This is a genomic window from Morganella psychrotolerans (assembly GCF_001676055.1).
GTDB classification, from domain to species: Bacteria; Pseudomonadota; Gammaproteobacteria; order Enterobacterales; family Enterobacteriaceae; genus Morganella; species Morganella psychrotolerans_B.
On sequence record NZ_LZEX01000001.1, the window covers coordinates 95,623 to 119,080 of the forward strand.

The following is a 23,458-nucleotide window of genomic DNA, read 5'->3' on the forward strand; positions in this document are numbered from 1 at the left end:
CATTTCACGTTATTTCAGTACAAAAAAACGGGCACTTCTGTGCCCGCTAATGGGTAAAAAACCAATTACTGTATAAAAACACAGTACCCCGTAAAAACGGCACTTTACCCGCTGATTTGTGCCATTGCCTGGATAATCCGTTTATCTGATACAGGATATGGCGTACCTAATTGTTGGGCAAACAGACTGATCCGCAGCTCTTCAATCATCCAGCGCACTGCTTCAGCTTCCGGTTTACGTTTATCCACCGGTGACAATTTACCTTGCCATTGCTTCCAAAGGTTCTGAATATGCTCAATTTTATTCATATTGGCTCTGTCGCGGTTCACATCCGCCATCAGTTTTTCAATACGTCGCTCTATTCCCTGCAAATAACGCAGAACATCCGGCAGACGCTGCCAGCCATGTGATGTCACAAAGCCCGGGAAAACCAGGCCTGACATCTGCGCTTTGATGTCAGAGAGCGCAAAGGCCAATTGCATATCAATCCGCCCTTTCAGACGTTTGTTAATGGCAAATGTGGTTGTCAGGATCTGCTCCACCAGCCGGGCAATGCCGACCACGGTTTCATTCAGTTCCGCACGGACAAATTCCTGTAATTGCGCAAATTTCTCTTCCTGCCGGACTACCCCGCCAAACTGAGCAACCAGTTTATCGATACCGCAGGCAATACAGTCATCAATCAGCTCCAGCACCTTACCGTACGGGTTAAAATACAGACCCAGTTTGGCTTTATTCGGCAGTTTTTCATGGAGATATTTAACCGGAGACGGGATATTGAGCAACAACAGACGCCGCGTTCCCGCCAGCATGGCCAGTTGTTGCTCAAATTCGGTTTCGAACACTTTAATCCCGACACTCTGCTTTTCATCGATCAGCGCAGGATAGGCTTTTACGGCATATCCGCCCCGTTTCTGTTCATAGCAATCAGGAATATCGCCGAAACGCCAGATGTGCGCACCGCTTTGTTCGATACCATCATCCACCACATCAGACAATGTCTGCTGAACCTGCGCTTTCAGGCTGACCTTCAGAGCATCCAGGTCATATCCTTCCGCGAGTTTTTTCTGTTTATCGCCCACAACACGGAAAGTCATTTTGAGGTGAGACGGCACCTGCTCCGGCTGCCAGGATTCACGGTCAATTGTCACACCTGTCATACGGCGCAGTTCGCGCTCCAGCGTATCCAGCAGCCCGCCCTGCGGCTCAGGAACCCGCTGCATGAAAGCGCCCGCATAGTTAGGTGCAGGAACAAAATTACGGCGCACCGGTTTCGGCAGTGATTTTATCCATGCCATAATCAGCTCTTCCCGCAATCCCGGAATTTGCCAGTCAAAGCCGTCCGGGCTGACCTGGTTGAGAACCGGCAGCGGAATATGTACTGTCACGCCATCGGCTTCGGTTCCGGGTTCAAACTGATAACTCAGACGGAATTTTAAGTCCCCCTGATACCAGTAGTTCGGATAGTCCTGTGCTGTTACCTGATCCGCATCAGAGCGGATCAGCATATTTTTCTCATAACTGAGAAAATCCGGTTTTTGCAGCCGTTCCTTTTTCCACCAGTTATCAAAGTGTTGAGATGAAACTATCTCCGGTGGCAGACGCGTATCATAGAAACTGAACAGGGTTTCGTCATCGACCAGAATATCGCGGCGTCGCGATTTGTGTTCCAGCTCTTCCACTTCATTACGTAACTTCTGATTGTCGCGGAAAAACGTATGCCGCGTCAGCCAGTCGCCTTCGACCAGGGCATTACGAATAAACAACTCACGACACAGCGCCGGGTCAATGTTACCGTAATTAACCGGACGCGCCGCCACAACCGGCAGACCATAGAGAGTGACTTTTTCTGTCGCCATCACCGCGCCCTGTGATTTCTCCCAGTGCGGCTCGCTGTAATGATATTTAACCAGATGCTGCGCTAATGGCTCTATCCAGTCCGGCTCAATCTTCGCGGCAATGCGTCCCCATAAGCGGCTGGTTTCCACCAGCTCTGCCACCATCGCCCATTTTGGCGGCTTTTTAAACAGCCCGGAGCCGGGAAATATTGAGAAACGTGCATTACGCGCACCGGTAAACTCCTGCTTCTCAACATCTTTTTGTCCGATATGAGAAAGCAGCCCGCTCAGCAGTGACAGATGAATGCTCCGGTGGTCCGCCGGTTCGCTGTTCACCGCAATACCTTGCTCTTTTACCACCTGGCGCAACTGAGTATAAACATCCTGCCATTCACGGATCCGCAGATAGTTGAGAAACTCCTGGCGACACTGTTTACGCAGTTGTGAATTGGATAAGACTTTTTGTTGTTCTTTCAGGTAGTTCCACAGGTTCACAAATGAAACAAAGTCAGATTCTTTATCCACAAAGCGCCGGTGTTTTTCGTCAGACGCCTGCTGTTTTTCCATCGGCCGTTCACGCGGATCCTGAATCGACAGTGCCGCAGCGATGATCATTGTTTCACGGACAGCGCCGTGATTACGGGCTTCGAGCACCATTCGTGCCAGACGCGGGTCAATCGGCAGTTTTGCCAGTTGGCGGCCGGTTTGTGTCAGTTGATAGTGATTTTCCTGCGAGGCCTTAGTATCAATCGCGCCAAGTTCTTCCAGCAGTTTTACACCATCCTGGATATTGCGTTTGTCCGGCGCTTCGACAAACGGAAACGCAGCAATATCGCCCAGCCCGATAGCCGTCATCTGCAAAATAACGGAGGCGAGATTGGTGCGCAGAATTTCCGGGTCGGTAAATTCCGGGCGGGTCAGGAAATCATCTTCTGAATAGAGACGGATACAGATCCCGTCTGAAACACGCCCGCAGCGCCCTTTGCGCTGATTGGCAGAGGCTTGTGAAATCGGCTCGACCGGCAGACGCTGGACTTTTGTGCGGTAGCTGTAGCGGCTGATACGGGCAAAGCCGGTATCAATAACATATTTGATACCGGGCACCGTCAGGGAGGTTTCTGCAACGTTGGTCGCCAGAACAATCCGCCGCCCGGTATGTGGCTGGAAGATCCTGTTCTGTTCACTGTTGGATAGCCGCGCAAATAACGGCAGAACGTCTGTAAAGCGCAGATCGGCTTTATTGAGGGCATCAGCGGTTTCACGGATCTCCCGCTCGCCGCTCATAAAGATAAGGATATCACCGGCGCTTTCACGTCCGAGTTCATGGACCGCATCCAGAATGCCCTGAGTCAGGTCGCGATCCGCGTCATTATCATCGCCCATCACCGGCCGGTAACGTACCTCTACCGGGTAGGTACGCCCGGAGACTTCGATGATCGGCGCATTACTGAAATGACGTGAAAACCGTTCCGGGTCGATCGTCGCGGAGGTGATGATCACTTTCAGATCCGGGCGTTTCGGCAGAAGCTGGCGCAGATAGCCAAGAATGAAGTCAATATTCAGGCTGCGTTCGTGTGCTTCATCAATAATGATCGTGTCATATTGCAGCAGCAGTTTGTCCTGTTGCAGTTCTGCCAGCAAGATCCCGTCAGTCATCAGTTTAACCAGTGAATTATCACCGACCTGATCACTGAAGCGGACTTTATACCCGACCGCCGCACCCAGCGGTACTTTCAGCTCTTCCGCAATACGGGAGCCGACGGTGCGGGCCGCCAAGCGCCGGGGTTGTGTATGGCCGATAAACCCGGTGATACCGCGTCCCAGCTCAAGACAAATTTTCGGGATCTGCGTGGTTTTTCCTGATCCGGTTTCCCCGGCGATGATCACCACCTGATGGTCGCGGATCGCGTTATAAATAACGTCACGCATCTGCGATACCGGCAGATTATCCGGATAGGTTATTTCCGGGCGGCTTGCTATCCGCTGCTCTGTCCGGGTAATGCCGTGCAGTATCTCATCCTGCAATGCGCTGAGCACTTTTTTCTGTGATTCCGGATTATGTATTTTCGCAACACCGGAAAGCCGCTTGCGCAATTGCCATTGATCCCGCAGCGATAAATGGGGGAGCAGTTGTTTTAATTCATTGAGAAGGGAATTCACCTTGCTGTCCTTCTGATAGATGGTCTGTAGCCTGTTGTCGCCTGTCCGGCGTAGCTTTTTGTGCGGCGGTTTTTTACCGTATCGTTATTATCCCGTTTTCGGTGTAACACATGCCGCATTATTTTCAGTAAACTTGCACTTTATGGCGGATGGATCCCTTCATTGTCATGTTTTTATTACATAAGCTGAATCACATATAACAAGGTTTACTATGCAAAAAATTCTCGTGCTCAAATCCAGCATTCTTGCAGGTCACTCTCATACCAACAAAATGGCGGATTATTTTATCGGACAATGGCAGAAAAATCATGCCGGTGATGCAATTACTGTCCGTGATCTCAGCGCAAACCCGGTTCCGGTGCTGGATAATGAAATCATTTCCGGCATGAATGTACCGGCGGGCGGAGCCTTAACAGCACATCAGTTATCTGCCAATGCATTACAGAAGGAACTGATTGATGAGCTCTTTGCTCATGATGTCATTGTATTCACAGCGCCAATGTATAACTTCACCATCCCCACTCAACTGAAAACCTGGCTGGATTTTATCGCCTCTGCCGGTAAAACGTTCCGCTATACCGAAAACGGTGCCGAAGGTTTAGTGCTGGGTAAGCGCGCTATTGTACTGACTGCACGCGGTGGTTTCCACCGTGATCAGACATCAGACCTGATTGTGCCGTTTATGAAGCAGTTCCTGGGCTTTATCGGGATCAATGAGGTTGAATTCATTTTTGCCGAAGGTGTGGCAATGGGGGAAGAGTCAGCGGATAAAGCACAGTGTGATGCCCGTTTGTGTGTTGAGCAGCTCTCTGCCTGATAACTGATTAATATAAGAACCAATACAGCAGCGAACTGTTTACCGAACTGTTTACAACGTTTTGCTGCTGTATCTTATCTGCTATTTCTTAAGCCACTGCCCGTTAATGCCGAGGACATACTCCCCTTTTGCTGCCCGGGTAACCAGTTTTTGTCCGGCAATTTTTGCCACTTCATCCGCTTTCATCCGGTTGCCCTGTGCCAGTTCACTGTATTTTTGTGATCGGGCCACATTAATCTCTTTTACCAGTTTTTTGACATCATCCCGTGAGGCCGCACTTTCAACCGGTGCAATATAGCCGCTGAAGGTTTCACCCGCCAGCCCCTGTTGCTTTGCTTCATCCAGTGTCAGCGCAAATGCTGAGCTGCTGACCATCAGTGTCAGTGCTGCCACGCCCGTGCGGAATTTCCCTGCTTTAAATAATGTGCTCATTATTCACCTCAAAAAATAGCTGAATTACTCTTCAGCAGATCTTCTACCTGACGGTCAATTTTGACATTAATTTCATGCTCTATTTTGACATTCATATTGATATCAATAGGTTTATCAGGCGTTGCAACTTCGACCCGCAAACATCCGCCCAGTGATATAATTATTAGCGGCAATACTGCCCCTGCCATCCAGTTTTTCATTCTTACTCCGTCGGATTTTACTCTTGCTGCTGTGAAATTGTTTTTTCCAGCCAGGCTTCCAGATTGCTGCCAAAACTCAGACTGCGCCATAACTGAAACACATTTTCTTCGTGATTGTAATTAAGATTCACCACCCGCCGGGCATCCAGTACCGGATTGTAGCCGGAGATAACCGAGCTCATAGTCAGTACCCCTAAATTTGTCAGATTGATATCGGTACGCACCCGTTTCATCACCAGATAATCCAGCCAGCTGATAGCCGTGCCTGCAGAGAGGTTGTTCTCACTGACTGACGAGACAAACTGATTATCCAGATTCAGTGTCAGCGGGTCATCATTCTCAACCCAGCCGTTACGGACAATCCACTGCGGGTTATCAATATAAAACGGCAGTTCGCCACTGATACTGCCTTCCAGAGCAAACTGTGTCACCTTAAGAGTATTAATCAGCGGTCCGGTGGACAGTTTATCCAGGCGTATCACCGCGGCCTCTTTCTGCGGCACAGATAATGATGCCATCGTCACCTGCCCGCCCAGCAAATCCAGACTGATACCTGACAACACCAGCGGATAACGATCACTGTACGGATAATAGCCCTGTAAATCTGCTTTAATATCGGTGACTTCAAATAAATTATTCACCCGCGCAATACGCAGCGTGACCGGTGTTTTGCTGCCAAGCTGCCAGCGGCTGTCAGCCAGACGCCACGGCAGTACAAAATCCACGCCCTCAACTTCACCGTCTTTCAGCCACATACTGCCTTGTTTTACCACCCAGTGACCACCGGCGACAAATCCCTGATCCGGCGCGGCAGAGAATGCCGCCTGCGCATAAAATTCCCCGTTGCGCAGCGTTATCCCTGAATCAGACGGAATGAGCGTCTGAAAGGCGCGCAGATCCTGCTCCGGCCAGCGCGCTTCCCCCCGCAGGCGGGTACCGTCCCAGCGGGTCCAATACTGTATCGGCCCGACATTTTTTCCGGCTGATAATGTGCCTTTGACAGAAAAATCATGCGGGTCACGCCCGGTCACCCGCATCACAAAAGTGGCGGAAGGCAGATAGCTCTGGTCAATTTTGATTTTTTTTGTCGTCAGCTGAAATTGCCCGCTCAGTACTGAGTTCTCAGCATCCCGCTGCCAGACAACCGGCGATAACAGTGTCAGCGCAGGAGATTCCATCGACATCATGCCGTAACGTATCCCCTTAAATCCCGTATCCAGCCGCCTTACCCTGATTTCATTCTCTATCCAGGACCCGGCACCGGAAAATGTCCAGTCCGCACTCAGTGGTTTAACATTACCATTACCCCAAACCTGCCAGTACCAGTGTCCGCTGTCGGGTAAAAATTCCCGCGCCTGACCTTTCATCTGAAAACGGTAGCGCCCCAGCTCAGGGTTATTAATAGTTACAATCGCATCCAGCGGGCCGGAAATTCCTGCCTGCGAAAGCCGCGTTCCCGCCAGCGGCAGGCGCAGTTCCTCCACCTGCAACGTCGGGCTGAGTTGCCCGCGGGCGCGGATCAGGGCACCGGAGCTGATGCGCACCACCGGATCAGACAGCGTACCGGTCAGTACGGCCGGAAGCCGTCCCGCCGCCCACATATCCTGACTGTTTACCTGGCCGGCAAGTTCAAACGGGATCTCAAACCCGGTCAGTGACAACCCGGTCTCCGGTAATTGCAATACAACGGTGCCTTTGCCGCGCTTTCCCTGAGTGACCACGGAAATCCGCGCAGTAAGGCGCATATCCGTTATCGTTTTCTGCCAGTTGCTCAGGGTCGCACTCAGCGTTCCCCGCAACGGTTGTTCTGCTTTATCCCAGCGCCATTCGCCATCTGTGATAGTGACAGTTTCCCCCGTTGCCGCCCAGGGAAGACTCAGCAACAGCGTTTCATTATCTGTTTCGCGCAGGGTCAGAGTTCCCTGTTTTCCCTGCCAGTCAAACGTCAGCGACAGCGGTTGTGTCCGGGACGGGCTGACAATACCCGCCTGCAATTGCCCTTGTTCCGGTAATGTTACTGTGTTGCCCGGTAATGTCAGACTGCCGGTGAGAGACAACTTATCCTCACCTGCGGCGACACTTAATTGTGACACCGTCACGCTTTGATCAGGGTTAACAGTAATCTCTGTCTGAATATTCTTGCCCTGATACGACAGATGCTGCCCCGCAGCCCGGGACGTGGTCAGGCTCAGCCGGCCCTGATAATCAGGCACAGAAGTAATAAGCACATTATCTATTGTCAGTGTGGCAGAAGGCAGTTGTGACAGCAGTGCAGCAATATTGACAGGTTCACTTTCCGGCTGATCCACAGATGCAGGCAGAGTCTGAAGACATTCGGTGTCACTTGTCAGCCCGGACGCATCAATCTGCCAAAGCCCTGTGCGGCTGTAGCGGACAGAAAGATTATGTCCGTCTGCCAGTGTGCAATTGGTTCCCTTTAGTGCCCAGTCAGTAATGTGGATCCCCCGTCCGCGAAGCTCAGGCTGAGAAAGTGACAGCGTCACGCCGTCCGGCAGATAGGATTTTACGACCACCGGGAGCCAGCGGGGTAATGTCAGCCAGACAACAGGTATCATCATCAACAACAAGACAGATAATACCACCAGCATTTTCAGTAATTTTCTCATGCGCCTTACCGGGTTAATTATGTGGTTTTTCCCTGTGTTAAGCGGAAAACCACATTGGCTGCGTACAGTTACGCGGGTTAGCGTTATACTGTACCGCAACAGATTCAATTATTTCTGAACTAAGGAACTGCCCTATTTTGTCAGGGCTATCAGGTTTAGTGTAGCGATTTATTTTAGCGGAGGAGTCCCGGATGAAAATTGTCAGTTACAGTACCAAACATTACGACCGCAAACACATGGATTTGGTGAATCAGGATCCGCGTTTTCAGTATGATATCGAATATTTTGATTTTCCGCTGACACAACAAACAGCCAAGAACGCCGTAGGTGCGGATGCGGTCTGTATTTTTGTCAATGATGACGCTAACCGCGATGTATTACAGGAACTGGCTGATCTTGATATTCGCATCCTGGCGCTGCGCTGCGCCGGGTTTAATAATGTAGACCTTGCCGCCGCACAGGAACTGGGCATACAGGTTGTCCGTGTACCGGCCTATTCACCGGAGGCGGTTGCTGAGCATGCGGTTGGTATGATGCTGAGCCTGAACCGCCGTATTCACCGTGCGTACCAACGCACCCGGGATGCTAACTTTTCACTCGAAGGTCTGACCGGCTTTAATATGCATAACCGCACCGCCGGTATTATAGGCACAGGTAAGATTGGTCTTGCGCTGCTGCGGATTTTAAAAGGGTTCGGTATGCGCCTGCTGGTGTCAGACCCTTATCCTAACCAGGCCGCGCTGGATTTGGGTGCGGAGTATGTGGATCTGAATACCTTGTTTGCCAACTCTGATGTTATCTCACTTCACTGCCCGCTGACCCCGGAAAATCATCACCTGCTGGATGCGCATGCCTTTAATAAGATGAAAAATGGCGTGATGATAATCAATACCAGCCGTGGTGCGCTGATTGACTCGGCGGCAGCAATTGATGCACTCAAGCAGCAGAAAATCGGTGCGCTGGGTATGGATGTTTATGAGAATGAGCGTGATTTATTCTTTGAAGATAAGTCAAATGACGTCATCCAGGATGATATCTTCCGGCGTCTCTCCTCCTGCCATAATGTGTTATTTACCGGTCACCAGGCATTTTTGACTGAAGAAGCGCTCCTGAGTATCAGTGAAACTACGCTGAACAATATTGCTCAGCTATATAATAATGAAACATGCTGTAATATTGTGTTACAAAATCAGTAAACATTACACATTTTCTTACAATTTAACCCGGAGTTTTCATCTCCGTCTCCGGGTCTTTACTTATAAAGTAAATTAATAAACATAAACTTAGCTTAACTACATAGGTTTTATCTTAATTTTGCCCGTACTCATTTTTGGTGCTAATATCTTTCCCGTTGTCACAGAGTTCTTACATATACTCAGTGATAACATCCAGAGCATCTGTATTGAAATGATCATGTGAATCTCAATTTAGCCTGTCAATATGAGGGGTGGTTGATTTTATATAAAAAAAAAGCCCCGAAACGGGGCGGACAGGATATAAATATTGAGTAATGTATTTTTGTTTTTATGATTGCATTATAAATCACGCTTAATAAACCAATCCTAAATAAAACAGTGACAAACAGAAGATTACTTTTTCTGTCGTATATCTTTATTTGTTATGTTTTCGTTTATATTTATTGATGTATTATCTCCGCCATAAAGTAAGACGCAGTAACCAGATATCGTAATTAACTTTAAATACCATTCGTGATGTTATTAAACGAAGAGTATCTCATTAACTAAAAAGAGAACCTTCGGTTAGTATCGAATAATAGAGAGTAAAAAATATGTCTAAGTTAACCCGTTTAGTTTTAGTGGCAGGCATTGCACTGTCTTTTGTTGCACACAGCGAAACACAAGACCACCAGGGTGGTACCATCTCATTCCAGGGCGCACTGGTTGAATCACCTTGTTCTTATAATATTTCAGGTGACAACATTAATACCGAATGTCACCGCTCAGGTCAGTCTGAACCCTATAATGGTAAGATGCAGGCCGGAAATAATTTCAAAGGTACATTACTTCCGGATCACATTGGTGAAGCCAGGTAATGCCATTGCCGACAGATCCTGATAAATACATCGTTACACTGAGCTATCGTTAATACCGGCAAAGATATACACAACAGCAAATACAATAATAATATTATAATTTTAGTTCCATATATAATTACGCCGTTCTACCCTTATAATAATAAATAAAGTAATACAGATATTCACTACAGACACCTTCGGGTGTCTTTTTTTTTTATGGTGTGATGCTTCCTGCTTGCAGGGCATTAAATTAGTATACCTGAAGATAACCACAGACAGTCAGATTTCACCTGATGGTCTGCCTTCAGGTAACATGATACAGTCATATATGGTTAAATATACTTAACCATATGCAACAATATTAATGAAAACAGGATATTTACAATAAGGGATTATACCGACAATGACAGATACCCAGGCGACATTATTACAGCGGTTACAAACTGCCGCAGAGAAGACGGATACCGGCTTTTCGCCGGTGTCATTTACCCGCGAAGAATTAATACAATTAGTGCATGCCCTGTCCGTTACCGCAGCCGCGCCGGTTGCTGCGTTGCTTATCACAACCTGTGAGTCCGGTGCTGTCAGCCACGCTATTCATTATGACTGGAATGCGGATGACAAACAGCTGACTGAGCAACAAGGCGGGCACTATATAGCCCTGTACCGCCATGACACACCATCTGACTTATGATCTGTTTCGCTGATTTTTATAAAAAAATCCCGGCAGACAGGGATCCTTCTGCCGGGAAATAATGTGATTAATTATTCACCTGCCAGCGCACGCGGGAACAATAAATTATTTTCCAGGCTGAGGTGTTCCATTAAATCATCGATAAACGTGTTGATCCCGTTATACAGTACCCGCCAGGTTGTGCAGGCATCTTCCGGTGGCGTAACATTTTTAGTGATAAATTTAATCACTTCCACGATATCGCCTGCATCATCATGCTCCGCTTCCATCACCTGAATCGGACCACCGGCCTGTTGTCCCATCCCGTTACAAATCAGCGGAAACAAAATCTGCTCCTCTTTCATCATATGACTGGTCAGTTCTTCATGCAGTGCGGTCAGTTGCCGGGTCAGTCCTTTTGGTACACTGGCTTTTGCGGCATGCACCCGCTCCACTTTCTCCGCCTGTAAAATAAGCTCCGGCAGTTGTGCGCGGTGGCGGTCGTGATAACGGCTGACGATAAACGCAATAATGTCGCTCAGTGGTGCGGCCCGCCAATCCTGAACCAGTGCGTCATCTTTCAGGGCAAGCAATGCCTGCTCTATTTCATCAATATTTAATGCTTTCTTTTCTGCGGATTTTTCCAGCGTACGTTTACCTCCGCAGCAAAAATCCAGGTCATAACGGCGGAAAACTGCTGATGCGCCATTAATTGAGAGTGCGAGTTCGCCTAATGTTTTTTCACGTAATGTCATTTTTTACCCCGAAATTCAGTTTGTATTAATCAGTGATGCCATAATTTACGGCTGCGGTAACTGACGCAGTAAGGTAAACGCATCAGTCAGCCGGGATTCCGTTACTGCAAATGCATGCAGATTTCCGGTGGAATCGTGCCCTTTTGCTGTCATTCCTGTGCTGCTGATATCAATCGTCCATTGCAGATCCGGATGATGGAAATTTCCTGCCAGCTGAACCGGCATGTCCGGGGTCTTTATCCGGATAAGCATCGGCGGCAGAACCAGTGTTCCCTGCTCTCCCGTCAGATTTTTTGCCAACCGGACGGCACTTAGCATAATGGGTTGCAGAAATTGCAGTACCTGTCCGTCGATTTCGGCACAATCCCCCAGCGCGTAAATATCCGGATGTGAGGTCTGCAATGTCCGGTCAACCACAATACCGCGCCGGGTATTCAGTCCCGCCATGTTTGCCAGGCTGATATTCGGTTGCAGGCCGGTGGCGGCGATCACCACATCAGCACGGGTCGCACAGTCATGGTCAAATACAGCGCAAATTCCGTCCGTTTCTGATGTCAGTGACTGTAATTGTGCCCGGTTCAGCACCCGGACCCCGGCCTGCGCCAGTGAGTGCTGTAAACGGCTGCTGAGCTCCGCCGGCATCAGGGATGATAAAATACTGCCCGCCATATCTGCCAGGGTAACGGTTTTACCGGCACGGCAGAAATCCATCGCCAGTTCAGTGCCGACAAGCCCGCTGCCCAAAATCAGCACCCGCTGTGCCTGTCTGATCTGAGCCTCATGCGCCTGATACTCTTCACGGCTGTTCAGTGTCAGCATCAGAGAGGAACCTGTAACCGGCGGACGGTAAGGTGTTGCGCCGGTCGCCAGTACCAGTTTGTCATAGTTCCATTGCTGATTATGGCTGCTGACACTATGTTGCTGTGCATCAATTCCGCTGATCCTGGTATGCGGAAACAGCTGTACATTAAATTGCTGCGCAAATTCATCCGCTGACTGGCGGGTGAGATCGGCTGCGCTCTGGTTCTGACTTATCACATGGCTCAAATCCGGTTTGTTATATTCATCAATACTGTCCGCTGAAATAACCGTGAGCGGCACCTGAGTATCAGATTTGCGGATATTTTTCACCAGCTGGCGGGCAGCAAAGCCCCCGCCGATAATCACAATCCCTGCGCTCATGCCGCCTCCGATGCCAGTACATCAAACACATCTTTACCGAGAGAACATTCAGGACACAGGAAGCCGTCCGGCACACAAGACCATGGTGTACCCGGTTCAACCCCCTGTAACGGCTCACCTTTCAGCGGATCGTATATCCACTGACAGACACTGCACTGCATGCACGGACCCAAATTTTGTTCCGCCGGTTTAGCGACAGAATTAGTGACAGCGTCACTTGTAATTTTATTGCCTGTATCATTATCTGTATCATTTACAGCCGGTTCAGTTACTGCAACCGGTGACGGTTTTGCTGCTGCCGGTCTTGTCACCGCAGGTAATGCGTCAACTGCCCACTGTCGTGCTACGTCCCGCCCATACTGACGGCAAACTTCCAGCGTATCCATATCCGGACGCCATTTGGCTTTCAGCGCAATAGTCGTTTCAAACCCGGCATCCATCAGGCGGGTTTGTACACGGTCAACCGCACCGCCGTTCCAGCCGTAACTGCCGAATGCCGCCGCTTTTTTGTTACGAAAGCGCAGCCCGGTCAGTTCTTCCAGAATTGCCGCCACTTTCGGCATCATCACATTATTCATGGTGGATGAGCCCGCCAGCACCCCTTTTGAACGGAACACATTGGTAATAATGTCGTTTTTATCACTGCGGGCGACATTAAAGATTTTCACCATCACATTGGGGTCAGTTTCATTAATGCCCTGTGCGATAGCATCCGCCATCATCCGGGTATTGTTGGACATAGTGTCGTAAAAAATAGTGATGCGATCTTCCTGATAATCCGCCGCCCATTTCAGATACCACTCCACAATTTGTGTCGGATTATCACGCCAGACCACGCCGTGCGACGTAGCAATCATATCTACCGGCAGATTAAATCCCAGAATTTCAGTGATTTTCGGCGTAACCAGGCGGCTGAACGGTGTCAGAATATTGGCATAATAGCGCTGGCACTGTTCAAACAGCTCAGTCTGATCCACTTCATCATTAAACAGTCGCTCATCACAATAGTGCTGACCAAAAGCATCGTTACTGAATAAGATCGCGTCGCCGGTCAGATAAGACATCATGCTGTCCGGCCAGTGCAGCATCGGGGTTTCCACAAAAATCAGCTGCTTGCCATTACCGATATCCAGCGTGTCTCCGGTTTTTACCACATTGAAATTCCATTCAGGATGGTGATGATGCCCGTTAATGGAATCAATCGCATTTTCAGTACAGTAAATCGGTGTGTCCGGGATGTGACCCATAAGCTCAGTCAGCGCACCGGCGTGATCTTCTTCTGCATGGTTAATCACAATGTAATCAATATCATTGAGGTCAATTTGTGTTTGCAGATGCTGCACAAACTCCCGGCTGAATTTATGATCGACCGTATCAATCAGCACATTTTTTTCTTCACGGATGAGGTAGCTGTTATAGCTGCTGCCCAGCAATGTTTTATATTCTGTCCCGTGAAAATCACGCACTTCCCAGTCACGTTGTCCGACCCAGTGAACATTGTTTTTTACATGAATAGCCATTTGATTTTTACCTTCTGTTTTTATGCTTCGTTGTACAGAGATAATCAATTTGCGTGCCAACTTTTACTCTGTTGATTTTAAACAAATTATAATTTTAACATAAAAAATCACTGTCAAAATGACTGTTCATTTCATTGTCAATATGACATTGTGTTGTCATATTGACAGCGGAGGAATGCATGGGATTTTCAGTTGAGGTACTAACCGGTATTGCGATTGCACTGCAACGGGATATTGGTCACCGCGATCGTTTTCAGCGGCTGATCACCACGCTGCGTCAGGTGCTCAAATGTGATGCCGCCGCCCTGTTGCGTTATGAGCCGCATCAGTTTATCCCTCTGGCGATAGACGGATTGTCTCCGGATGTTTTAGGCCGCCGCTTTGCCCTGGATGCACATCCCCGCCTGGAAGCCATTGCCCGCGCCGGGGATATTGTTCGTTTCCCGGCAGACAGCCATTTGCCCGATCCCTATGACGGGCTTATCCCTGATCATATTCATCTGAAAGTCCATGCCTGTGTCGGGCTGCCGCTGTTTGCCGGACAAAATCTTATCGGCGCGCTGACCCTTGACGGCCTGCAACCGGATCAGTTTGATGCGTTCAGTGACGAGGAATTACGCCTGATCGCCGCGCTTACCGCCGGGGCATTAAATAATGCCTTGCTGATTGGTCAGCTGGAGAGCCAGCAACTTGCATTCAGTCCGTCTGCCGGTATCGCCACAGGAACACAAACCGGAAAAACCGATATTATCGGACTTTCTGACTGCATGTTGCAGTTAAAGAAAGAAATTGCCATTGTCGCGAGCGCTGAAATGAATGTCCTGATCAGCGGCGAAACCGGGACCGGGAAAGAGCTGGTGGTGCAGTCCATCCATGAATTATCTTCCCGCCGGGAAAACCCGCTGGTCTATCTCAACTGTGCTGCACTGCCGGAAACAGTTGCGGAAAGTGAACTGTTCGGTCACGTAAAAGGCGCATTTACCGGCGCTATCAGTAACCGCAGCGGAAAATTTGAAATGGCGGATAACGGCACACTGTTTTTGGATGAAATCGGCGAGCTCTCCCCTGCATTACAGGCAAAATTACTGCGGGTATTGCAGTACGGTGATATTCAGCGCGTGGGTGACGATCGCCCGCTGCGGGTAAATGTGCGCGTACTGGCAGCAACCAACCGCGATTTACGCGCAGAAGTTGCCGCCGGAAATTTCCGCGCTGATCTGTTTCACCGGCTGAGTATTTTCCCGCTTCAGGTGCCGCCGCTGCGTGACCGGGAAGAGGATGTTCTGTTACTGACCGGCTATTTCTGTGAGCGCTACCGCCTGACATTTAATCTGCCACAGGTGGTGATAAGCCCGGCGCTGCGCTGCGCACTACTGCATTACCGCTGGCCGGGCAATGTCCGCGAGCTGGAGCATGCCATTCACCGCGCTATTGTACTCGCCCGTGCGACCGGCAACAGTGATGAAATCCTTCTGTTGCCTCATCATTTTGAATCGGGAAATGCACCACAAGCGCCGGAGCCTGAGACAATCCCTGATATTACAGAGCAGGATCTGCGCAGTGCAACCGATACCTTTCAGACTGCGCTTATCCGCGACACACTTATCCGCTGTGATAACAGCTGGGCGGCAACCGCCCGCGCGCTGGGAATTGATGCCGGAAATCTTCACCGGCTGGCGCGCCGCCTGAAGTTGAAATAACCCTTATAAGGGTACATACCCAACGTCATTCAAGATACAGGAAGGCGGCCAGGGAAGACAGACGGGGAGCATACATCAGTATGTGACCCGGCTGACTGAGCGCAGCCAACACACCTGTAGTTTGAATGAATAAGGGTATATCCGCCATTTTTGACAAATGTCATAGGATGATACCCACCCCCTGCACTATGTTATGCCTCAAATAAAAATGAGAATCATTTCCATAACGAGGTCAGGGATAATGCAGATAATAAAAAACCGCCGCAGGCTGACACACTGTCTTGCGCTTACACTCAGTACCGCCGCACCGGCAACCGTTGTTCATGCTGCTGCCACAGACACGGACACGCTTATCGTCACCGCTCCGCGCCAGAGCACGACGGCTCCCGGCGTTCAACAGGAAAAAGAGAAACTGGAGAGTGTCGCGGGCGGCACCAATCTGGTGATAGTTGAAAAAGATACGCGCCTTGCCACCTTGCATGATGCGCTGGATTATCAGCCCGGCGTGCTGGTGCAAAACTTCTTCGGCGGTATTGATCAGCCCCGCCTGAATATCCGTGGCTCCGGTGTGCAGAGTGCTCCGCTGGCACGCGGTATTTTACTGATGCAGGACGGACTGCCGGTGACAGATGCCGACGGCAGTTTCCATATCAGTACCCTGGAAATGCGGGATGCCCGGATGATCAGTGTCCGGCGCGGCGCAAACAGCCTTAACCCGCAAAGTAATACCCTGGGCGGCGAGCTGGATCTGCTCTCTTATACCGGACGTGACGAACAGGGACGGCTGCGCTATGAATATGGCTCTCACGGACGTGAAGGTCTGCAAACCGCTTTTGGTGGTGTCTCTGATGACGGAAAATTCGACGGACGCATCAATTTCACTTATGACCACTTTGACGGTTACCGCAAGCATTCATCTTCACAGCGCAAAACGGTGCGCACTAATTTCGGTTATGTCGGGGATAATGTTGAAAACCGAACCTGGCTGAGCTGGACTGATCTGCGCTTTGATGTGGCGGGCCCGGTTTCTGAAGCTGTACTGGACAGTGACCCGACTGAAGTTTATCCGATGGTCTGGCTGCGCGATCCGCACCGCAATGTTGAACAACTCCGGGTTGCCAACCGCACAGACTGGCAGGCTGATAATCAGCACATCAGTGCCGGGGTCTGGTATATCCGCACACATGATAATTTTACCACCCCGGCTTACTACCGATTCAGTCAGAGCCACAGTGAAGGTGCGCAGCTAACCTGGCAGATGGAAACCGATCCTGTGACCTGGCGCGCAGCACTGGCGGCAGATCATATGGGGCTGGATACCAATCTGATGCAGAACCGGCGTGGTACGCCGATGGATAAAACCCCTATCGGAAAATTTGACGGGCTCGCAGACAATATTTATGCCTCCGCCGGTACCGGTATTCATCTGACCCCGGAACTGACACTGAACCTGGATCTCAAAGCCACTCACGCCCGCCGTGATGTTGAGAAACGCAGCGGCACCGATACGCTGGACCAAAACTGGACATTCTGGACACCAAAAGCCGGTGTTATCTGGCATCCTGCTGATAATCAGCGCTGGTTTGCGAACATCAGCGCCAGTCAGGAGCCCGCAACCTTCCATGAAATTATCAATTCATCAGACGGCAAGCTGACAAAACTCGATCCGCAGAAAGGCATCACATTTGAAATCGGCGGTGACGGTGACTTCACAGAACAACTGAAATGGAATGTGGCGCTGTACCGCAGCATGATCAAAGATGAATACATCACAACCTATGATACCGAAGGCAATATCACCGGCGTCTTTAACTATGCCGCCAAAACCCGCCATCAGGGACTGGAAGCCGGGCTGAGCGGCGTTATTGCGGCCGGACCCGGTGATGTGGAATATAAACTCGCCTGGACATGGAATGATTTCCGCTTTATGGGCGGCGAATACAACGGCAATTATATTGCGGGGATCCCGCGTAATATGGTGTCAGCCGAAGTGATGTACCGCACCGGCAACTGGCGTTTCGGTCCGAATATTCACTGGGCGCCGACTGATATGGCTGTCGATCACGAAAACCATCTTGATATTCAGAAACGCAAACATTATGCCGTTCTGGGTCTGAGAGGCAGCTATCAGCCTGAGGACAACTGGTCACTCTATATGTCGCTGGATAACCTGACCAATGAGCACTACGCGACGACATCTGTGGCAAACCGCTCTGTTACCGCCAAAGACAGTACGCTTTTCCCGGGCATGGGGTTTAGTGTAAATGGTGGGGTTACCTATAACTTTTAATTTATACTCGTCATACTTCAGGATGCCCGGGTGTTGACTGCACTCAGCCCGCCGGGTCACATACTGATGTATGCTCCCCGGCGGTCTTCGTTTGTCGCCTACAGGCATCCCGAATTATTTAGAGTATATAGTTTTTGATTATCCGCGCTTCTGCCAAAAAATATCAGAACGGGCGCTGTGATGGCGTTGCCAGCTCCGTCAGATAGGGTTCATTCGTTATCCGCACTGCATCTTTATCGATCCCGATAAAAGCCTTCTGCCGCCAGCCGGAAAATAACCGGCTCAGGGTTTCATAACGCACCCCCAGTTTTGTGGCAAGCTGCCCGCGTGATAACGGCAAAATAACACAATCAGATTGCTGACACCGTTTCAGATCTAAAAGATATGCCGCCAGCCGCTGCTCTGCCGAACTGGATGTCAGCCAGTCAATATGATTGATATTTTCATACAGTTTAAGACTGAAACGGGAGAGTAACTGCGCCATGATCGCAGGACAGGCGTGACACAGTTGCAAAATGGCGGATTTATCCAGTAACAGCGCTTCGCCGTCTGTCCGCGCCCGCAGACTCATCGGAAACCGGTTATGCGGCATAAATATCGCCGCAATCGCCACCAGCTCACCCGCCGTAAACATGCCGAATACTTTCTCTTCACCGGACCAGGTATGACGGAATACATCTATTTGCCCTGAAATAATAAGCGGGCACGCCTTTACCCACTCACCTTCACGGTTAATCAATTCCCCTGCCGTAAACGAAAGGTAACTGCTGTTTGCCAGCACCAGCGGCAGGGATCCATCCGCAACTGCCTGAAATAGCGGGCACGATCGGAGGATCGCCATTTGCCGCGCTGGGTAAACGGTATTTTTGACAAATGTCATAGGGCTTTCCTCTCAGTGCCGCCTAGAATAGATGCGATTATAAATGATAATAAATCGCATTATCAATTTAATTATTAAAAATAAACCCCGGATAACCTTATGATCACTAATGTTTTTAAGCTGACACCTGCTCTGTTACTTATCTGCACCACGGCATATGCCACCCCTGAAGGCGCAGTCATCTTTACGGATATGTCACAGCAACCCATTCAGTTAGCTGCACCGGCAGAGCGTATTGTTGTGATCCCGATCCCCGCCGCCTCCATGCTCGCAGGGGTGGATGAAAGCAGCCGTAAGCTGGTCGGTATGCATCCGTTTGCCGGTGTTGCCGCCCGTGAAGGTATGCTCGGTGTGATGTTTCCGGATGTATTATCTGTGCGCAGTGATATGGTCGGTAATGATTTTGCACCTAACGTTGAAGCCCTGCTCTCTGTTCAGCCGGATTTAGTCTGGCAATGGGGACACCGGGGTGACGATATTATTGCACCGATGCGTAACGCCGGCCTGACAGTTGCAACACTGGATTACGGCAAAGAAGCCTATACACAGGAATGGCTGACGCTGATGGGTAAAACCCTCGGCAAAAATGACAAAGTCGCCGGGCTTATAACCTGGCGTAATCAGGTTATCGCACAACTGAAAAACAGTGTTGCCGCCATCCCGGAATCAGAACAACCCCGCGTGCTCTATCTCTCTCACTTTAAACAAAGTATTCAGACCTTTGGCGCGGCATCACATAACAATGCGGATTTTGCCCTCGCCGGGGGCATCAGCCTCAACCGCGACCTGACCGGTCCCCGCACCCTGAATATTGAGCAGATCCTGGTATGGGATCCGCAAATCATTCTGTTGGGTAACTTTGAAGCCGGACTTGCACCATCTGATATCTATAACAACCCGATGCTCAGTGACGTTACCGCGGTCAAAAATAAACGCGTCTACAAACTGCCGATCGGCGGTTTTATCTGGGATGCTCCCAATCAGGAAACCCCGCTTTACTGGCAGTGGCTGGCTCAGATATTCCACCCTGAATCCGCCGCATTTCCGTTACGTGATGAGATCCGCCTGCGCTATCAGCAGCTTTATAATTACACACTCAGTGAACAAGAGATCGACCGCATCTTGCACCTTGATCTGAACCGATCCGGACGCGATTATCTGACACTGATGGGGAAATCTGATGCGTAATCATTGGATCCTGCTCACCATCCTGTTGCTTGCCACGGTACTTACCGCCCTCTGTGCCGGGCGCTATTATGTCTCTTTCACTACCGTTTTGCAGATCGTGTCCGACACCCTGACCGGACACAATACCACCGGTGATTACAACCGTACCGCCGAAAACGTAGTGTTGTATGTCCGCCTGCCGCGCATCCTGATAGCGGGGCTTGCCGGAGCGGGACTGGCTGTCGCCGGAGCAGCATTACAAGGGATCTTCCGTAACCCGCTGGTCGGCCCGCAGATAATCGGGGTATCCTCCGGGGCCGCACTCGGCGGCGCGCTGGCACTGCTGCTCTTTTCATCCCTCTTTATTACGATCAGTTTTGCCTTTCTCGGCGGTCTGCTCGCCATTGTGCTGGTGTTTCTGCTGGGATTAAACCGCCACGGCAGCAGCCTGCTGATGCTTATCCTCGCAGGCGTTATTATTAATGCCTTTTTTGCCGCCCTTATTTCACTTATTACCTACTTTGCCGATCCGAATAATACCCTGCAAACTATTGTCTTCTGGCTGATGGGCAGTTTCGCGACCGCCACATACCTGAAAGTCAGTGTGTTACTTCCCGTGGTCATTATCGCGGGAGGAATTATTTTTGCCCTGCGTTTTCGCATCAACGTGCTCTCTCTCGGTGAAGAGAACGCACAAGCGCTGGGATTACCGGTCACCGCGACCCGCTGGACGGTGTTGATTTGTGTGACATTAATTACCAGTGCCACTGTTGCGGTTTCCGGCACTATCGGCTGGGTCGGTCTGATTATTCCGCATATCGCACGGCTGATAAGCGGGCACGATCACCGCGTGCTTCTGCCTGCCAGTGCACTGACCGGCGCGATTTATCTGATTGCCGTCGATACCCTCGCCCGCAGCATGACCAGCGCGGAAATTCCGCTGAGTGTGATAACCGCCCTGATCGGCGCACCTATTTTTGCCCTGCTTATTCACTCCATGAATAAAAAGGTGGCTGATTTATGATCCGCGTTAATCAGCTCAGTTATCACACCGGCCAGCGCCCGTTGTTTGACAAATTAACATTTAGTCAGCCGCAGGGCTCTGTCGCGGCGGTTCTCGGCCCGAACGGGCGCGGAAAAACCACACTACTGCGCCTGCTGCTGTCACTGCAAAAAGGAGCGACCGGCAAGGTAAAACTGAATGCGCCGGCAGCTTATGTGCCGCAACTCAGTGGCGCACTGTTTAACTATTCTGTCCGTACTATGGTCAGCCTGGGGCGCGTGCGACACCTTTCCTGGTATGCCTCACCTTCCCGCCGTGACCATGACATCACCGATCAGGCCATGGCCGATCTCGGACTGACTCTGTTTGCAGATAAACCGTTCAATCTGCTCAGCGGCGGTGAAAAACAGATGGTGATGATTGCCCGCGCACTGGCAGGAGAACCGGAAATTCTGATCCTCGACGAACCAACCTCTGCCCTTGATTTAGCCAATCAGGACACCGTGCTGTCCGTGCTGAAGATGCTGGCGGCAGAGCGCGGAAAAACGATTTTATTCACCAGCCATTATCCGCAGCATGCCCTGCATATTGCTGATTATTCATTGCTTTTGTTCAGCGGCACACATGCACAGTTCGGCGACAGCAACAGTATGCTTACCGCTGAAAATCTTGAAAAACTGTACCAAATCCCTGTGGCAGTCACCCCCGTGACGTCTCAGAACCGGCAGACCTGCGGGGTTATCCCGCTGTTCCGCTGACGACAACCATTATATTTAACCATACCCAACGTCATTCAGAATGCAGCCAACGAACCTGCAGTTTGAATGAATAAGGGTATACCCAACGTCATTCAAGTTGCGGGAAGGCGGCAAGGGAAGACTGACGGGGAGCATACATCAGTATGTGACCCGGCGGGCTGAGCGTAGCCAACGAACCTGCAGTTTGAATGAATAAGGGTATATAAGGACACTTATTATGAGCGACAACACCATCACCCCGGCACAAGCCCTGATTATCGCCGATCTCGTGAACTACACTGAACAAGGGATTTCCAGCCGTGTGCTGGCAAAAAACGGCGGCGGCAACATTACGCTGTTTGCCTTCGATAAGGGTCAGGCGCTGTCTGAACACAGCGCACCGTTCGATGCCATTGTTATGGTGGCTGAAGGCAGCCTTACCCTGACTATCGCAGGTGTTCCGGTGACAGCCAAGCCGGGTGAAATCATCCGCATGCCTGCCAATATTCCTCATGCGGTGGATGCACCGGAGCAGGCAAAAATGCTGCTGGTGATGTTACGCGAACCAGAAACCAAATAGGATAAACTGATGGAAAGCACACACACAGGTCATGAAGCCGGGCACAAATTTCTGGCTCGGTTAGGTAAAAAGCGCCTGCGCCCCGGCGGACGGATTGCCACCGAATGGTTACTGTCACACAGCGGCCTGCAATCTGACAGCCGTGTACTGGAAATTGCCTGCAATATGGGCACAACAGCCATTGAAATTGCACAGCGCTTTCAGTGTCATATCACCGGTATTGATATGGATAAACAGGCACTTGCCAATGCGCGGAAAAATATTCTGCAAAACGGATTATCCCACCTGGTGACTGTGCAGGAAGCCGATGCCTCCAAACTGCCGTTTCCGGATAACCATTTTGATGTGGTCATTAATGAAGCGATGCTGACTATGTATGCAGATAAAGCCAAAACGCGTCTGGTGCAGGAATATTTACGGGTACTGAAACCGGGCGGACGTCTGTTAACCCATGATATCGCCCTGACCACCCCGCGTGAGGAAGAGTGCGTCACACAGGAGATGCAGGCAGCAATCCATGTAAAAGCACAACCAATGCTCAGTGATGACTGGCTTGCACTGTTCCGTGATGCAGGGTTTTGCAATGTTTCCCGCTCTGAAGGCGCGATGACCCTGATGACGCCGAAAGGCATGCTGCACGACGAAGGTATTGCCGGGACACTGAAGATAATCCGCAACGCGCTGAAAAAAGAGAACCGCCCGCAGTTTTTACAGATGTTCCGCCACTTCCGCGCGAACCGCGACCGCCTGCGGTATATTGCGGTGGTTAGTACGAAGTAATATATAATCTATTTATCTTATGAAAACAAAACGCGCCGGGCAACCGGCGCATTTACCATAAATAGTTTTATTCAAAAATAAG

19 protein-coding genes are annotated in these 23,458 nt (G+C 50.3%); 11 read left to right on the top strand and 8 right to left on the bottom strand.

Annotated elements, in window-relative coordinates; genetic code table 11:
- Window positions 1–104 precede the first annotated feature (104 nt).
- Window positions 105–3,998, bottom strand: a complete 3,894-nt coding sequence (gene hrpA, locus AYY17_RS00445; protein ID WP_067420418.1) for an ATP-dependent RNA helicase HrpA — start codon at window positions 3,996–3,998, stop codon at window positions 105–107.
- Between the two features lie 211 nt (window positions 3,999–4,209).
- On the opposite strand from hrpA, the gene AYY17_RS00450 reads away from it, so the two are divergent.
- Window positions 4,210–4,815, top strand: a complete 606-nt coding sequence (locus AYY17_RS00450) for an FMN-dependent NADH-azoreductase (protein ID WP_067399692.1) — start codon at window positions 4,210–4,212, stop codon at window positions 4,813–4,815.
- Window positions 4,816–4,896: 81 nt separating this feature from the next.
- Here AYY17_RS00450 and AYY17_RS00455 read toward each other — a convergent pair whose 3' ends face one another.
- Genes AYY17_RS00455 through AYY17_RS00465 form a run of 3 tightly spaced genes read right to left on the bottom strand, consistent with a single transcriptional unit; the run spans window position 4,897 to window position 8,074 of the window.
- Window positions 4,897–5,247, bottom strand: a complete 351-nt coding sequence (locus AYY17_RS00455; RefSeq protein WP_067420419.1) for a YdbL family probable chaperone protein — start codon at window positions 5,245–5,247, stop codon at window positions 4,897–4,899.
- 8 nt (window positions 5,248–5,255) lie between these two features.
- The gene (locus AYY17_RS00460) at window positions 5,256–5,447 is read right to left on the bottom strand and encodes a YnbE family lipoprotein (protein WP_067399696.1); all 192 of its coding nucleotides are present in this window, start codon (window positions 5,445–5,447) and stop codon (window positions 5,256–5,258) included.
- A gap of 17 nt (window positions 5,448–5,464) precedes the next feature.
- On the bottom strand, window positions 5,465–8,074 hold the full coding sequence (locus AYY17_RS00465; protein ID WP_067420423.1) for a YdbH family protein: 2,610 nt from the start codon (window positions 8,072–8,074) through the stop codon (window positions 5,465–5,467).
- Between the two features lie 191 nt (window positions 8,075–8,265).
- Between AYY17_RS00465 and AYY17_RS00470 the strand changes: the two genes are divergently transcribed.
- The 3 genes from AYY17_RS00470 to AYY17_RS00480 all read left to right on the top strand — a co-directional run bounded on the left by AYY17_RS00470 (window position 8,266) and on the right by AYY17_RS00480 (window position 10,803).
- Window positions 8,266–9,270, top strand: coding sequence for a 2-hydroxyacid dehydrogenase (locus tag AYY17_RS00470; RefSeq protein ID WP_067420425.1), 1,005 nt, complete (start codon window positions 8,266–8,268; stop codon window positions 9,268–9,270).
- Window positions 9,271–9,863: 593 nt separating this feature from the next.
- Window positions 9,864–10,127: a hypothetical protein gene (locus AYY17_RS00475; protein ID WP_235845222.1), complete on the top strand. Its 264-nt coding sequence runs from the start codon at window positions 9,864–9,866 to the stop codon at window positions 10,125–10,127.
- A 385-nt stretch (window positions 10,128–10,512) separates the two neighbouring features.
- Window positions 10,513–10,803: a hypothetical protein gene (locus AYY17_RS00480; protein WP_067420427.1), complete on the top strand. Its 291-nt coding sequence runs from the start codon at window positions 10,513–10,515 to the stop codon at window positions 10,801–10,803.
- 71 nt (window positions 10,804–10,874) lie between these two features.
- Here AYY17_RS00480 and ytfE read toward each other — a convergent pair whose 3' ends face one another.
- Genes ytfE through norV form a run of 3 tightly spaced genes read right to left on the bottom strand, consistent with a single transcriptional unit; the run spans window position 10,875 to window position 14,239 of the window.
- Window positions 10,875–11,537, bottom strand: a complete 663-nt coding sequence (ytfE, locus tag AYY17_RS00485) for an iron-sulfur cluster repair protein YtfE (protein ID WP_067420428.1) — start codon at window positions 11,535–11,537, stop codon at window positions 10,875–10,877.
- A 45-nt stretch (window positions 11,538–11,582) separates the two neighbouring features.
- Complete coding sequence (gene norW, locus AYY17_RS00490; protein ID WP_067420432.1) at window positions 11,583–12,719, bottom strand: NADH:flavorubredoxin reductase NorW; 1,137 nt, start codon at window positions 12,717–12,719, stop codon at window positions 11,583–11,585.
- The gene (gene norV / locus AYY17_RS00495; protein ID WP_067420433.1) at window positions 12,716–14,239 is read right to left on the bottom strand and encodes an anaerobic nitric oxide reductase flavorubredoxin; all 1,524 of its coding nucleotides are present in this window, start codon (window positions 14,237–14,239) and stop codon (window positions 12,716–12,718) included. The genes norW and norV overlap by 4 nt, the downstream gene beginning before the upstream one ends.
- Window positions 14,240–14,418: 179 nt before the next feature.
- Between norV and norR the strand changes: the two genes are divergently transcribed.
- Both norR and AYY17_RS00505 read left to right on the top strand, forming a co-directional pair.
- Entirely contained in the window at window positions 14,419–15,939 is a 1,521-nt protein-coding gene (gene norR / locus AYY17_RS00500) for a nitric oxide reductase transcriptional regulator NorR (protein WP_067420434.1), read from the top strand.
- 241 nt (window positions 15,940–16,180) lie between these two features.
- A complete protein-coding gene (locus AYY17_RS00505) occupies window positions 16,181–18,229 on the top strand; it encodes a TonB-dependent receptor family protein (protein ID WP_067420436.1) in 2,049 nt (682 codons plus the stop codon).
- A gap of 163 nt (window positions 18,230–18,392) precedes the next feature.
- Here AYY17_RS00505 and AYY17_RS00510 read toward each other — a convergent pair whose 3' ends face one another.
- On the bottom strand, window positions 18,393–19,109 hold the full coding sequence (locus AYY17_RS00510) for a Crp/Fnr family transcriptional regulator (protein WP_067420440.1): 717 nt from the start codon (window positions 19,107–19,109) through the stop codon (window positions 18,393–18,395).
- Between the two features lie 99 nt (window positions 19,110–19,208).
- Here AYY17_RS00510 and AYY17_RS00515 point away from each other — a divergent pair, with 99 nt between their 5' ends.
- The 5 genes from AYY17_RS00515 (at window position 19,209) to AYY17_RS00535 (ending at window position 23,376) form a co-directional block, all read left to right on the top strand.
- Window positions 19,209–20,297 carry an ABC transporter substrate-binding protein gene (locus tag AYY17_RS00515; protein ID WP_067420442.1) on the top strand — a complete coding sequence of 363 codons (1,089 nt, stop codon included), beginning with the start codon at window positions 19,209–19,211 and terminating at the stop codon, window positions 20,295–20,297.
- Window positions 20,290–21,300 (top strand): FecCD family ABC transporter permease, encoded by a 1,011-nt coding sequence (locus tag AYY17_RS00520; RefSeq protein ID WP_067420444.1) that lies wholly within the window; start codon window positions 20,290–20,292, stop codon window positions 21,298–21,300. Before AYY17_RS00515 ends, AYY17_RS00520 begins: the two co-directional genes overlap by 8 nt.
- Complete coding sequence (locus tag AYY17_RS00525; RefSeq protein ID WP_067420446.1) at window positions 21,297–22,037, top strand: ABC transporter ATP-binding protein; 741 nt, start codon at window positions 21,297–21,299, stop codon at window positions 22,035–22,037. Before AYY17_RS00520 ends, AYY17_RS00525 begins: the two co-directional genes overlap by 4 nt.
- 217 nt (window positions 22,038–22,254) lie before the next feature.
- Entirely contained in the window at window positions 22,255–22,596 is a 342-nt protein-coding gene (locus AYY17_RS00530) for a cupin domain-containing protein (RefSeq protein WP_067362542.1), read from the top strand.
- Window positions 22,597–22,605: 9 nt separating this feature from the next.
- The gene (locus AYY17_RS00535; RefSeq protein ID WP_067420448.1) at window positions 22,606–23,376 is read left to right on the top strand and encodes a class I SAM-dependent methyltransferase; all 771 of its coding nucleotides are present in this window, start codon (window positions 22,606–22,608) and stop codon (window positions 23,374–23,376) included.
- The last annotated feature ends 82 nt before the right edge of the window (window positions 23,377–23,458 follow it).

Bases quoted from the DNA above. Each gene is read 5' to 3' on its own strand.
- norR (WP_067420434.1), top strand. From the start codon at position 14,419: ATGGGATTTTCAGTTGAGGTACTAACCGGTATTGCGATTGCACTGCAA.
- AYY17_RS00450 (WP_067399692.1), top strand. From the start codon at position 4,210: ATGCAAAAAATTCTCGTGCTCAAATCCAGCATTCTTGCAGGTCACTCT.
- norW (WP_067420432.1), bottom strand. From the start codon at position 12,719: ATGAGCGCAGGGATTGTGATTATCGGCGGGGGCTTTGCTGCCCGCCAG.
- AYY17_RS00535 (WP_067420448.1), top strand. From the start codon at position 22,606: ATGGAAAGCACACACACAGGTCATGAAGCCGGGCACAAATTTCTGGCT.
- AYY17_RS00510 (WP_067420440.1), bottom strand. From the start codon at position 19,109: ATGACATTTGTCAAAAATACCGTTTACCCAGCGCGGCAAATGGCGATC.
- AYY17_RS00520 (WP_067420444.1), top strand. From the start codon at position 20,290: ATGCGTAATCATTGGATCCTGCTCACCATCCTGTTGCTTGCCACGGTA.
- AYY17_RS00530 (WP_067362542.1), top strand. From the start codon at position 22,255: ATGAGCGACAACACCATCACCCCGGCACAAGCCCTGATTATCGCCGAT.
- ytfE (WP_067420428.1), bottom strand. From the start codon at position 11,537: ATGACATTACGTGAAAAAACATTAGGCGAACTCGCACTCTCAATTAAT.
- AYY17_RS00465 (WP_067420423.1), bottom strand. From the start codon at position 8,074: ATGAGAAAATTACTGAAAATGCTGGTGGTATTATCTGTCTTGTTGTTG.
- AYY17_RS00515 (WP_067420442.1), top strand. From the start codon at position 19,209: ATGATCACTAATGTTTTTAAGCTGACACCTGCTCTGTTACTTATCTGC.
- AYY17_RS00480 (WP_067420427.1), top strand. From the start codon at position 10,513: ATGACAGATACCCAGGCGACATTATTACAGCGGTTACAAACTGCCGCA.
- norV (WP_067420433.1), bottom strand. From the start codon at position 14,239: ATGGCTATTCATGTAAAAAACAATGTTCACTGGGTCGGACAACGTGAC.
- AYY17_RS00475 (WP_235845222.1), top strand. From the start codon at position 9,864: ATGTCTAAGTTAACCCGTTTAGTTTTAGTGGCAGGCATTGCACTGTCT.
- AYY17_RS00470 (WP_067420425.1), top strand. From the start codon at position 8,266: ATGAAAATTGTCAGTTACAGTACCAAACATTACGACCGCAAACACATG.
- AYY17_RS00460 (WP_067399696.1), bottom strand. From the start codon at position 5,447: ATGAAAAACTGGATGGCAGGGGCAGTATTGCCGCTAATAATTATATCA.
- AYY17_RS00525 (WP_067420446.1), top strand. From the start codon at position 21,297: ATGATCCGCGTTAATCAGCTCAGTTATCACACCGGCCAGCGCCCGTTG.
- AYY17_RS00455 (WP_067420419.1), bottom strand. From the start codon at position 5,247: ATGAGCACATTATTTAAAGCAGGGAAATTCCGCACGGGCGTGGCAGCA.
- AYY17_RS00505 (WP_067420436.1), top strand. From the start codon at position 16,181: ATGCAGATAATAAAAAACCGCCGCAGGCTGACACACTGTCTTGCGCTT.